12 protein-coding genes are annotated in these 11,819 nt (G+C 66.5%); 3 read left to right on the top strand and 9 right to left on the bottom strand.

All coding sequences use genetic code 11. From position 1 onward, the window contains the following. Nucleotides 1–53 precede the first annotated feature (53 nt). From Q0627_RS01040 to sfnG, 3 genes are read right to left on the bottom strand one after another with little or no spacing between them, the layout of a single operon-like run. Complete coding sequence (locus Q0627_RS01040; protein WP_291011179.1) at nt 54–1,229, bottom strand: SfnB family sulfur acquisition oxidoreductase; 1,176 nt, start codon at nt 1,227–1,229, stop codon at nt 54–56. Nucleotides 1,230–1,270: 41 nt separating this feature from the next. Next, nucleotides 1,271–2,473: an acyl-CoA dehydrogenase family protein gene (locus tag Q0627_RS01035; RefSeq protein ID WP_291011181.1), complete on the bottom strand. Its 1,203-nt coding sequence runs from the start codon at nt 2,471–2,473 to the stop codon at nt 1,271–1,273. Nucleotides 2,474–2,506: 33 nt separating this feature from the next. After that, the gene (gene sfnG / locus Q0627_RS01030; RefSeq protein ID WP_291011183.1) at nt 2,507–3,682 is read right to left on the bottom strand and encodes a dimethylsulfone monooxygenase SfnG; all 1,176 of its coding nucleotides are present in this window, start codon (nt 3,680–3,682) and stop codon (nt 2,507–2,509) included. Nucleotides 3,683–3,852: 170 nt separating this feature from the next. On the opposite strand from sfnG, the gene Q0627_RS01025 reads away from it, so the two are divergent. Continuing rightward, entirely contained in the window at nt 3,853–4,605 is a 753-nt protein-coding gene (locus Q0627_RS01025) for a class I SAM-dependent methyltransferase (protein WP_291011185.1), read from the top strand. Between the two features lie 3 nt (nt 4,606–4,608). Here the strand turns inward: Q0627_RS01025 and Q0627_RS01020 are convergent, their stop codons facing one another. The 3 genes from Q0627_RS01020 to Q0627_RS01010 all read right to left on the bottom strand — a co-directional run bounded on the left by Q0627_RS01020 (nt 4,609) and on the right by Q0627_RS01010 (nt 7,246). Next, a complete protein-coding gene (locus Q0627_RS01020; RefSeq protein ID WP_298807212.1) occupies nt 4,609–5,505 on the bottom strand; it encodes a hypothetical protein in 897 nt (298 codons plus the stop codon). A gap of 55 nt (nt 5,506–5,560) precedes the next feature. Then, nucleotides 5,561–6,238 (bottom strand): DUF4166 domain-containing protein, encoded by a 678-nt coding sequence (locus tag Q0627_RS01015; protein ID WP_291011226.1) that lies wholly within the window; start codon nt 6,236–6,238, stop codon nt 5,561–5,563. Between the two features lie 162 nt (nt 6,239–6,400). Then, complete coding sequence (locus Q0627_RS01010; protein ID WP_291011189.1) at nt 6,401–7,246, bottom strand: tyrosine-protein phosphatase; 846 nt, start codon at nt 7,244–7,246, stop codon at nt 6,401–6,403. A 97-nt stretch (nt 7,247–7,343) separates the two neighbouring features. Between Q0627_RS01010 and Q0627_RS01005 the strand changes: the two genes are divergently transcribed. After that, on the top strand, nt 7,344–7,709 hold the full coding sequence (locus Q0627_RS01005) for a PLDc N-terminal domain-containing protein (protein WP_291011190.1): 366 nt from the start codon (nt 7,344–7,346) through the stop codon (nt 7,707–7,709). A gap of 25 nt (nt 7,710–7,734) precedes the next feature. Here Q0627_RS01005 and Q0627_RS01000 read toward each other — a convergent pair whose 3' ends face one another. Together Q0627_RS01000 and groL are read right to left on the bottom strand one after the other, a co-directional pair. Beyond that, nucleotides 7,735–8,838 (bottom strand): oxygenase MpaB family protein, encoded by a 1,104-nt coding sequence (locus Q0627_RS01000; protein ID WP_291011192.1) that lies wholly within the window; start codon nt 8,836–8,838, stop codon nt 7,735–7,737. Between the two features lie 194 nt (nt 8,839–9,032). Further along, on the bottom strand, nt 9,033–10,658 hold the full coding sequence (groL, locus tag Q0627_RS00995; RefSeq protein ID WP_291011194.1) for a chaperonin GroEL: 1,626 nt from the start codon (nt 10,656–10,658) through the stop codon (nt 9,033–9,035). Nucleotides 10,659–11,189: 531 nt separating this feature from the next. On the opposite strand from groL, the gene Q0627_RS00990 reads away from it, so the two are divergent. Continuing rightward, a complete protein-coding gene (locus Q0627_RS00990) occupies nt 11,190–11,702 on the top strand; it encodes a hypothetical protein (RefSeq protein ID WP_291011197.1) in 513 nt (170 codons plus the stop codon). Here the strand turns inward: Q0627_RS00990 and Q0627_RS00985 are convergent. After that, nucleotides 11,681–11,803: a hypothetical protein gene (locus tag Q0627_RS00985; RefSeq protein WP_291011199.1), complete on the bottom strand. Its 123-nt coding sequence runs from the start codon at nt 11,801–11,803 to the stop codon at nt 11,681–11,683. The two genes, Q0627_RS00990 and Q0627_RS00985, sit on opposite strands and share 22 nt — an antisense overlap. Nucleotides 11,804–11,819: the final 16 nt, after the last annotated feature.

Genomic DNA, 11,819 nt, shown 5'->3' with positions numbered 1-11,819 from the left:
GTCGGCATCGCAATTATTGTGATGCCGGGCCGCAGCGGTGGGGTTTGGGACGGCTACAGCGAGGTGTGGGATGGGGGTGGTTGGCCGGCGAGTGCCCAGCGGCCCAGGTGGTGGACCTTCCAGCGTTCGGGGTCGTGGAGGGTGTGGGTTCGGGCGTCACGCCAGAAGCGGGACCAGTTGGCCTTGCCGGACGCCGAGCGGGTGCCGCCGAAGTCGAACAACTGGGCCGCCGCATCCCTGGCTGCGCGGCCGGCCGCGATCTTGGCCGCGGCCGTGGCCAGGGATGCCTCGGCGACACCGGCCGGTTCTTGGGCCTCCTCAATGCGCCGGGCCGCGGTCTCCAGCAGGGATTCCGCCGCCCGCACCGACAGTTCCAGCTCACCTGCCTGCGCGATCAGGTAGGGGTCGTCGACGGCGCGGTCGAGTCCGGACTCGAACCAGGGGCGGGCGACGGTGACCACCTCGGCCGCCGCCCCAAGTGCGCCACGGGCGATGCCGACGTCGATGGCGGCATGCACCAGTTGCGCCCGGGCCCCGTACGTCGACGGTTCGCTGAGCAGACCCGAAAAGTCCAGCAGCGCAGAATCATCGATGGCGACATCGGTGAAAGTGACCGTGCCGCTGCTGGTGGTGCGCTGGCCGAAACCATCCCAGTCGTCGACGATCTCGATGCCGGGGGTGTCGGCAGGTAGGTACACGAGCGTTTTCCGTTGCGGGCCTTGCTCATCGGCGACCACCGCGCGCACGGCGAGGATGTCCGCGAAGTAGGCACCCGTGCAGTAGTACTTGGTTCCGCCCAGCCGTAAGCCATCCGGCGTCGAGGTGACGGTGGTGGAGTCGTCGGTGACCGTCTTGCCGGTGCGCTCGTTCTGCGCGTTGGCCAGCCTGCCGCCGGCCAGCACTCGTCCGAACACCCACTCCCGCAATTCACGGGAACCGCTGCGGCGCAACGCCTCCAGGAACGTGAAGTGGCTCTGCGGGATCTGCGCGATACTCGGGTCGGCGGCGGCGATGATCGCCACCACCTGCGCAAGCGTGGACGGTCCTAAGCCGGGCCCGCCGAACTCGCGCGGCACCGTGATCGCCAGCAGCCCCGACGCCGACAACTGCTTGATCTCCTCGACCGGCAGTCGCCGTTCGGCGTCCCGCGCACTCGCGCCCGCCGCGAAGGCGGACGCGAGTGCGGTGGCAGCGTTCACTGCCGCATCATGATCAACCGGTACGGGCACGCCGACCAGCGTAGGTGAAAACCCTTGTTCCGGCACGGAAATCAGCTGTACAGCGTGAACTGCGGGGCGCGCTGGTTGAGGACCCAGTCACCGATCTCGCGGGCCTTGTAGGCCACCGGATCGTGCACGGTATGGGTGCGCAGGTTGCGCCAGTGCCGGTCGAAACCGTAGGCGGCGGTGGTGGCGCGAGCACCCTGGATCTCGAACAACCGCGAGGCCACCTCGAGCGACACCTTGGTCGTGAGGAACTTGGCCTCGGCGATCTTGACCGCGGTGTCGGCGCGCTGCTCGGCGCTCAGCTCGGGTCCGAAGTCCAGGGCCCACTGCAGGGCCTCACCGGCCCGGTCGGCCAGCAACGATGCCGCGGTGACCTTCGCCTTCAGTTCACCGACCAACTCCAGGATGTACGGGTCGTCGGTGGCGGCGTCGACGCCCGATGTCTCCCAGGCACTGGCGTTGATGCGGGTCCAGTCCAGGGCCTCCTCCAGTGCACCTTCGGCGGTGCCGATGTAGAAGTTGACGAACGCGAGCTGCCAGTGCGGGGTGACCAGCGTCTGGTAGTCGGAGAAGGTCTTGCCGGTGAGCGGATCATCACCCAGGATCTCGCTGCGGGCGATGGGGGTGTTGACGAATTCGACACCGCCCGAGTCGGTCAGGCGCTGGCCGATGTTGTCCCAGTCCCCCAGCGGCGTAAAGCCTTCCTTGTCGCGCGGGATGGCCAGGAACACCAGATCGCCCTCGAAGATCGCGGTCACCGACAGCCGGTCGGCGACGCTCGCGCCGGAGGCGAAGGTGCGTCGGCCGTTGAGGCGGAAGCCGTCGCCGTCGCGGGTCAGTTCCAGACCCGACGCTCCGCGCGGATTCTGCACGCCACCCCAGAACGACTTCTCCGACGCGTTCTGCCGGGACAGTTCCTCGGCCTGCTCGGGAGTGCCGAACAGGTGCGGAATGCGCTGCTGCGCATAGTGATAGCCGAGCAGGTGGGCGATGGAGGTGTCACCGCGCGCGATACGCCGGGTGATCTCCTGCGACTGTGCGTAATTCAGTCCGGAGCCGCCGAAATCGACGGGCTCACCCACCTGCAGCAGGTCGGCGTTACGGAGGAGTTCGATCTCGGCGACGGGGTCGGCATTGGCCCGGTCTCGTTCGGCGGCGGTGGCGCGCAGTTCGGCGGCCACCAGGTCGGCGCGGCGCAGCGCGTCGGCGAATCGGGTCTGTTGATCGGCGGTGATCGTTGCGGTCATCTGAATGTGAAACTTTCTGTGTGGATGCGAGATTCAGGAGTTGACGAGGATGCCGTTGCGGGCGAGTTCGGATTCGAGCTTGCCGCTGGCGGCGAGATCGGCTTCGAGCTCACGGACCAGCGGCAGGATCCGGGTGCCGAAGTACTCGACGTCTTCGAGGTAGTGCAGGAAGCCGAGCAGCAGCAGGTTGACGCCGCGTGTCTTGTAGGCGACGATCCGCTCGGCGATCTGCTCGGGCGTGCCGATGAGGCCGGTGCGGAAACCGTCGTTGTACTGCACCAGGTCGGCGAATTCCGAGTCCTGCCACATGCCCTTGCCGTCGGCTGCGGACTTTCCGGCCTGCTTGACGGCCGAACCGAAGCCTTCGACGGCCTCGCGGTCGGCCTTGTCGACGATCTCGCGCAGCACATCGCGGGCTTCGGCCTCGGTGTCGCGGCCGATGAGGAACCCGTTGAGACCGAACCGGACAGTCCGATTATGCAGAGCTGCTTCAGTTTTGACGTCGATGACCTGCTCGGTGATGCCGTCGAAGTCCTTACCGTTGCTGAAGTACCAGTCCGAGACGCGGCCGGCCATCGCGCGGGCGGCCGTCGAGTTGCCGCCCTGGAAGATCTCCGGATGCGGGCGGCCCGCGACCTCGGTGGGTTTGGGTTTGAGGTCGAAGTCGTGCAGGCGGTAGAAGTCGCCGGCGAACTCGGCGTGCTCGCTGGTCCAGATCTCGCGCAGGTAGGTGATGAACTCCTCGGACCGGCGGTACCGTTCGTCGTGTTCGAGCCACGGTTCGCCGAGTTTGGTGAATTCGTCCTTGAACCAGCCGCTGACGACGTTGACGGCGGCGCGGCCCCCGGACAACTGGTCGGCGGTGGCGATGAGTTTGGCCAGCACACCCGGCTGCCACAGGCCCGGGTGCACCGCGGCGATCACCTTGAGGCGTTCGGTGGCCAGCAGCAGCGCGAGGGAGAAGCTGGTCGACTCATGCTGGTAGGCGGCGCCGTAGGAGGCGATGTACCGGACCTGGGAGAGGGCGTAGTCGAAGCCGTTGTTCTCGGCGAGAACGGCGAGGCGCTTGTTGTAGTCGTAGCTCCAGTCGGTGCGCTGCTCGATCTTCGAGACAACCAGTCCGCCACTGACATTGGGAACCCAGTAGGCGAATTGCAGCGGCCGGTGCGCCACTTCCAGAGCATTGTGCTCGGCAGTATTTGAGGACATGAATCGAGTGTGCAAAGTACCGACGCCGTCGACAACCATTGGAATCAATCCGAACGCAAAGCCCAGGCAGCCCTTTTTGTGTAGGTATTGTGACCTATTTTCCCGCTGCCGGTCATACCGCACCCGACCCGCAGTTCGGGCTACGGACCGGCGACAGCCAAGATGGTGCGGTGAGTTCCCGATCAGCCTTCGCCCGCTATGCGACGCTGCGCCGCGCCGCCCGTCTGCTCAACGACTTCCGGTTCGAGCAGACCGATCCGGCCCGGTTCTACGGCGCGATCGCCACCGACACCGCGGTGATGGCGGACTCGGTGCACCCCGGCGGGCTGTCGGGCACCACCATGCTCGACGTCGGCGGCGGTCCCGGCTACTTCGCCGACGCCTTCGCCGAACGCGGCGCGACCTATCTGTCCGCCGAACCCGACCCGTCGGAGATGCATGCCGGCGGCCTGGACCAGCGGGCGAGCGTGCGGGCGTCCGGACAGCAGCTTCCGTTCGCCGACAACAGTTTCGACATCTGCCTGTCGTCGAATGTCGTCGAGCACACCTCGGCACCGTGGGCCATGTGCGAAGAGATGCTGCGCGTGACCCGGCCCGGCGGCACCGTCATCGTCAGCTACACACTGTGGTACGGCCCGTTCGGCGGTCACGAGATGGGTCTGACACACTACGCCGGCGGGCACCGCGCCGCGCGCTGGTACACCCGCCACCACGGTCACCCGCCCAAGAACCTGTACGGTACCTCACTGTTCAAGGTGACCGCCGCCGAGGGGCTCGCCTGGTCGCGATCGGTGGCCGGTGCCGCCGACACCACCCTGGCCTTCCCCCGGTACCTGCCGTCGTGGCTGTGGCCGATCATGCGGGTACCGGGGCTGCGGGAGGTGCTGGGCACCAATCTCGTTCTGGTCCTGCGTAAGCGGTGACCGTTACCGTCCCGACGGAATCGACGCCGCGCAGGTGAGCAGACCGCCGTTGCTGGTCTGCGTGGCCAGCGTCTCACCGTCGAACTCGATCTTGCAGGTGAGCGGACCGCGGATCACCACCGCTGTCAGCCGTGCCTGGCCGCCGGTGATGTCAACCCGCTGCGACCACGGTGCACTGGTGGTGGCGACCACATTGATCCCACCACCGTCCGTGTAGTTCAGTCCGACCACGTCGCCGCGGCCCGTGATCTGATAGGTCACCCCCGATGACGCCCTCCGCGTAGTCGTGGTGGACTCCGGCGCCTCCGAGGTTTTCGTCGTTGTACTTTCGGCGGTGCTGGTCGGCGTGGGGCGGGACGTGGTCGTGCGGGTCTTCGTGGTCGACGACGCGGCGGCCGACGTGCCCCCGGACTCGTCGTCCGAACCACCGGTCAGTGCCAGCGCCGCCACCACGCCGATCACGACGAGCGCGACGACGACCAGCGCCACCAGCGCGATGGTGCGGCCCCGGGAACCTCCCGGCCGCCCACCGTCTGGCACGCCATGGTTGCCCGGCGGCTGCTGTCCCGGGGGTTGCTGCCCATAGCCCTGTGGATCCCCGTAACCCTGCGGGTTCCCGTAGCTCGGTGGTTGGCCGTAACTCTGCGGCTGCCCATAGCTCTGCGGCTGCCCATAGCTCTGCGGTTGCCCGTAACCCTGTGGTCCGTACTGGGTCTGCCCGAATTGTCCGGGATACTCCTCGTTGTGCTGGGGCGCGAGGTACGGCTCCTGATACCCGGGGTCACCATAGGCCGAGGTGGGCGGCAGCTCGTCGAACCTGCGTGTCGACCCGCCGCCGTTTCCACCTGGGGTATTGCCGGGATCGCCGTACTGGCGTGGGTCGTCGGGTGGTTGCGTCATAACTCCGATTGTGGCAAATCGTAGCCCGCATATCCGCCGGTCGACCGACGGACAGCTACCGCTCGCGTTCGATGAGGTTGACCGGCCACGCCTCGTCGGGGATCTGCTGCAGGGTGCAGACCTGGTCGACGGCGGTGAACCAGCCGCGGAAATGCAGGATCTCGCCGATGACGGGATTGTGCACGGTGGCATCGCACCGGAACCGCTGATGTCGCTCGTCCCACCCCTCGATGTACTTCATCTGGGTCGAGAACGGTCCGCGCATCCCGAAGTTGGGGCCACGGCCCAGCCAGCGCAGAGGGCCGCTCTCGAGCAGCAACTCCCCTGCCTTGGTGACCGACGGTTCGATCGGATACAGCAATTCGGGTCCGTCGCCGAAGTAGTCGACGAGGCCGTCGCGGCCCGAGACCAGCAACGAGTTCACGTTGCGGGAGCCGGAGGTGTACTGGAACTCGCGCAGCACGGCCAGACATTCACGGCCCAGTTCGTCGACATAGCAGTACTGGCTCTGTTCGAACGGAACCATGCGGCTGGACTTGGCCGGCATCGCGTGCCGGCTGGCGTAGTGCTTGAAGAACATCGGCGACAGCGCATTGTTGGTGTACACGGACTCGTAGATGCCCGACGCGATCTGCGCCACCCCCGACGTGGAGTCGACGCTGTACCGCCAGGCGACGTTGGGATGCAGACGCGCGAAGTCCGACCCCAGCATTGCCTGATAAACCGGCGCCACCACTACTCCCTTCTTGTCCTGCGCGTTGATGTCCCTGCGCGTCAAAATGTCACCGCACGTATGTCCCCCGGATCGGTACCGAATCTACTACGGCACACCGACAGGGCGGCCGGTAACCGTCACCAAAACCGGGACTACCGTCGATCGTGCACGATCAGGCCGCTACGCCAGGAACCGGTCCCGGAGCGTTCCGCGGGCCTGATCGTCGAGGCCCAGACATCCGGTGAGATAGCCGTCCATCCCACCCCACACGCGCTCGGCCTCCGCGAACGACTGGTCGAGATACCTCGCGTCGACGCCGAGCAGCGGACGCAGCAGGTCCGGATCGCCGCCGGCCTGCTCGAACTTGGCGAACAGGCCGTCGAATGTCGGCAGCAGATGGTCGTTGGTGAGCAGGTACTCGCGGTAGATGTCCTCGCGGGCCACGCCGAGTGCGCTGAGCAGCACGGCCGTCGCCCAGCCGGTACGGTCCTTGCCGGTGGTGCAGTGGATCAGCAGCGCGGCGGAGTCCTGGCCCAGCAGCCCGTCGACCATGCGTCGGTAGGACCTGATCGCGCTCGGCAGCGTCACGTAGTGCCGGTACGACTCGCTCATGTGGCCCACGGCCTTGCCGCCGGCGAGTTCGATGTTCATCTGCGCGACCACCGCCGGGTCGACGAGCACCTCGTGCAACTTGGCCGGAATGTCCTTGTCTGCGTCGGCGAGCACGTCGAGCGACAGATTGGCCTGCTCACCGATCGGGGCGTCGGGAGCTTCGGTCCGCTCTTTCGCAGTCCGCAGATCGTAGATGGTGGTGATGTTCAGCGACTGCAGATGCTCGCTGTCGTCGTCACTGAGCGAGTGCAGCGCCGTCGACCGGAACACCATGCCGCGACGGACGATCCGGCCGTCGGCGGTGGGCCAGCCGCCGACATCGCGCAGATTGGGCAGAGTCGCCAGCTCGATCAGCTGTCCCGGCTGTGCCTGTTCACCCGCTGTTACCTGCTCACCGGCCATGTCGGTCATCATGTCATGCGCTCCTTCAAACGGACGACACGCGCTCGGCCGGAGAACGGGAACGATACCCTCGGGGAGAGCAAAACCGGACACCCAAGGGGAGGAACACATGCCCTATCTGGGTCTGATCACCCTGGCCGTGCTGATTCTGGCGCTCATCGACATCGTCCGCGCCGACGAGAAGTCGATCCACGGGCTGCCGAAGTTCACGTGGATCATCCTCGTGTTGATCATCCCGATCATCGGTGCGTTGCTGTGGATCGGGTTCGGCCGGCCCACCGCGGACGACGTCGCGGAGCCGGCCCGGCCGCGCGGCGAGTTCCCCGAATACGATCATCCGCACCGGGCCCGCGCCTCCGACCCCGAGGCCGACCGCGAGTTCCTGCGCCAGGTGCGTGCCCGCGCCGAGGAGCAGCGCCGCAAAGCCCGCGAGCAGCAACAACGCGGCACCGACGAACAGACCCCCGGATCCTGATGCGGGGGTCTGTCGGGCCGGGACGCTAGCCGACCTTGGCGGGGGTGCGCACGTCCATCGAGCCGATGTGCTGCTGCGACTCGACGAGGCCCTCGTCGCTGGGCTTCTGGCCGTCCACGAGCACCCGCTGACGCTGCTTCATCCGCAGTCCCTGATGCGCCTGACTCGGGATGTCGTAGCCGTACTTTGCCTGCGCCTGACGAGGGGTCATCGTGATGGGGTTGCGGGCGGGGATGCCCAGCAGCATCGGTGCGGCCACCGGGAGGGTCTGCGGTGCGAGCAGATCGAACGTCAGGAGCTTGGCGTTGATCGAACGGGCGAGCGCGCTGTGGATCAGCTTGTTGGGCAGCCGGACGGCGGCGTCGAGCAGCGGTCCCTGGTTCAGTCCGGCCATCTGCCGCAGGTGCTTGGGGTAGGTGGAGATGACGGCCTTGCTCATCAGCCACATCGCCGGAGCGAGCGCCTTCTTCTGCCATTCGGGCATGTCGGGCGGCAGTGCGACGTTCAGCGGCATGATGAAGTGGATCATGTCCTGGGCGGCCTCGGATGCCGCGAGGTGTGGGCGCCAGGCGGCGAAGTACTCGCGCACCTCGTCGCGGCTGCGGGGCACCTCCGAGACGTCGGCGGTGGTCAGTTCGGCGGCCCGGGCGCATTCGGCCCAGAACTGGTTCTCCTCCTCCGGCGACAGCTTGCCGGGGCCGAACTTCTCGTAGCAGTAGAGGATGGAGTGCCAGGCGGTCATGTGGATCCACAGCTGCGACGACGGCCTGTTGGCGTCGTACTCCCCGCCCGTCACCGGGTCGCGGCCGACGGCCTTGGAATGCACCTTGACCAGCACGTCGGCGGCCTTGGCAGTGGGTTCGGTGGCGCCGAACGCGACCATCGCGAAGTAGCGCAGGGTGCGGCCGTAGCGGGTGCTGGGACGGTACTTGACGCCGCCCGACTCGACGACGGCGGCGGCGAGGTTGGGGTCGAAGTGTTCGATCGTGACGGACCGGACAAAACCGAGGATGTACGAGGTCGGGTAAGACCACACCTTCCAGGTGACCGACCCGGGCCCGAAGAACCCGTAGTCGTCGGCGGGCTGGTACTGCTTCGCGAACTGCTCTCGTGTCTTGAGACCGAACATGGCTTCCTATTTCATCGTTTGCGAACGCTCATCTGTGAGCGCCGTCTCACTGCCGAAGTTACCATTACTCGTTGTCACATGTAACCCCCCGTCACAGATAAAAAGCCGGATGGCCGGCCACCCGCGAGAGTGACCGGCCATCCGGTGTATTCGTTGTCGCGATCAGGCGCGAACCCGAGTCGAGCGAGGGGCTCTCAGAAGCCCATGCCGCCCATCTCGTCGCCACCCGGCATCGCCGGTGCGGCGTTCTTCTCCGGCTTGTCGGCGACGACGGCCTCGGTGGTGAGGAACAGAGCCGCGATCGAGGCCGCGTTCTGCAGCGCCGAGCGGGTGACCTTCACCGGGTCGTTGATGCCGGCGGCCAGCAGGTCCTCGTACACGCCGGTGGCGGCGTTGAGGCCGGTGCCCAGCGGCGAGTGCAGCACTTTGTCGGCGACCACACCGGGCTCCAGGCCCGCATTGAAGGCGATCTGCTTGGCCGGAGCCGACAGGGCGACCTTCACGATGTTGGCGCCGGTGGCCTCGTCACCTTCGAGCGAGAGGGCGTCGATGGCGGGCTCGGACTGCAGCAGGGCCACGCCACCACCGGCGACGATGCCCTCTTCGACGGCAGCCTTGGCGTTGCGCACGGCATCTTCGATGCGGTGCTTGCGCTCCTTGAGCTCGACCTCGGTGGCGGCGCCGGCCTTGATGACGGCAACGCCACCGGCCAGCTTGGCCAGCCGTTCCTGCAGCTTCTCGCGGTCGTAGTCGGAGTCGCTGTTCTCGATCTCGCCGCGGATCTGGGCCACACGGCCGGCGATGGCGTCGGGATCGCCCGCGCCCTCGACGATGGTGGTCTCGTCCTTGGAGACGACGATCTTGCGGGCGGTGCCGAGCAGCTCGACGCCGGCGGTCTCCAGCGACAGGCCGACCTCTTCGCTGATGACCTCGCCACCGGTGAGGATGGCGATGTCGGCCAGCATGGCCTTGCGGCGGTCACCGAAGCCCGGGGCCTTGACGGCGACGGACTTGAAGGTGCCCTTGAGCTTGTTGACGACCAGGGTCGAGAGGGCTTCGCCCTCGACGTCCTCGGCGATGATCAGCAGCGGCTTGCCGGCCTGGATGACCTTCTCCAGCAGCGGCAGCAGGTCCTTGATGGTCGAGACCTTGCCCGAGACCAGCAGGATGTACGGGTCGTCGAGAACGGCTTCCTGACGGTCGGCGTCGGTGACGAAGTAGCCCGAGATGTAGCCCTTGTCGAAGCGCATGCCCTCGGTCAGTTCGAGCTGCAGGCCGAAGGTGTTCGACTCCTCGACGGTGATGACGCCCTCTTTGCCGACCTTGTCCATGGCCTCGGCGATGAGCTCGCCGATGGACGGGTCGCCGGCCGAGATGCCCGCGGTGGCAGCGATCTGCTCCTTGGTCTCGACCTCCTTGGCGCTCTTGAGGAGGGACTCGGTGACGGCCTCGACGGCCTTCTCGATGCCGCGCTTGAGACCCAGCGGGTTGGCGCCGGCAGCGACGTTGCGCAGGCCCTCGCGGACGAGTGCCTGAGCCAGAACGGTGGCGGTGGTGGTGCCGTCGCCCGCGACGTCGTCGGTCTTCTTGGCGACCTCTTTGACGAGCTCGGCGCCGATCTTCTCGTAGGGATCCTCGAGCTCGATCTCCTTGGCGATGGACACACCGTCGTTGGTGATGGTGGGGGCGCCCCACTTCTTCTCCAGGACAACGTTGCGGCCCTTGGGTCCCAACGTGACCTTGACTGCGTCGGCGAGGCTGTTGAGCCCACGCTCGAGGCCGCGACGGGCCTCTTCGTCGAACGCGATTTGCTTGGCCATGGGTAAGTGATCCTCCGATAGGGGGTGACACCAGGTATCTATGGCCGGAACTCGGTGCCCGCGACGGACGACCGGCGTGTCAAAAAGGACCGATCTCACCGTCCCGACCTGGCACTCACGGTCCGCGAGTGCCAAAGACCGTTTTAGCACTCGGCCCCGGCGAGTGCAAGATATCCGCCGACAGCTGAACGGCGATGGCCGTGACCGAAACCTGCCCCGTCTGCGACGACAGCCACGCGACGACAGCCACGCGACGACGCGAACATCGGGGTCCGGCTTGAACACCTCGCAGCCCCGAGCCACATGCAGCCCGAAAGTCGAGTAGTCGACTACTCGTGTCCACGCGACCAGGTGACCCGACACTGAGCACACGGCAGTTCACCAGGCTGCCGGGACCGGCATCGGCAGGCCGCGATGTGGCCGGACTCGGGGATCCAACCGTTCCATCCGCCCGGCTGATCCCAGCTATGACAATCAGGAGGCCGGACGTCCGCAGAAACTCCCCGGACCTCCATACGAAGGAGAGCAATCGTGATACGAAAGATCGTCGTCGCATGTGCGATCATGGCGTCCGCTTCGGGTGCCACCGGACCGTGGGCCGGTGCTACGGATGCGGCGCCGATGAAGCTCAACCCCGGACTCACCACCTTCCCGAGCGTGTGCACCGTGAAGAACTGTCAGGTCGTCCACCTCCCCGGCTATTCCAAGTACCGCGCCGAGATAAAGGTCACGGGAACATCAACACCCAGGGCGGCTCTGTTTCGGGATTCGACCGCACCGCGCTGTGAACGGTACTTCGAAGTATTCGTTGACAAGGCCCGGAGGGGCTGCTACCGGAGTGCGGGAGAGGTCCCGGTCACGAGCGTCGGCATCGGCCCCGGGTCGATGGGAGATTTCTCCGAGTACACCTTCGTCGTACGCGGTCTGACTCCCGGCCGGCGTTACCTACTCATGGTCGTCGATGACACAGGGACGCGCGGTGGGCTGACCGACGTCATCACGGTCAGCGACTCGTCCCCGGTCTATCGGCAGCATCTCGGATAGCCCATGTGCGGGGCGTCGGCCGGCAGACTGTCGAGCTCGTCGTAGGTGAACACCTCGTCGTAGCAGCCGAGGCCGACGGTGAAATCGGTGTTGCCGGTCACAAGTTGAATCGCGCCT

It is taken from the genome of uncultured Gordonia sp. (assembly GCF_937858515.1).
GTDB lineage: Bacteria > Actinomycetota > Actinomycetes > Mycobacteriales > Mycobacteriaceae > Gordonia.
This window is presented reverse-complemented; position numbering and strand designations above follow the sequence as displayed.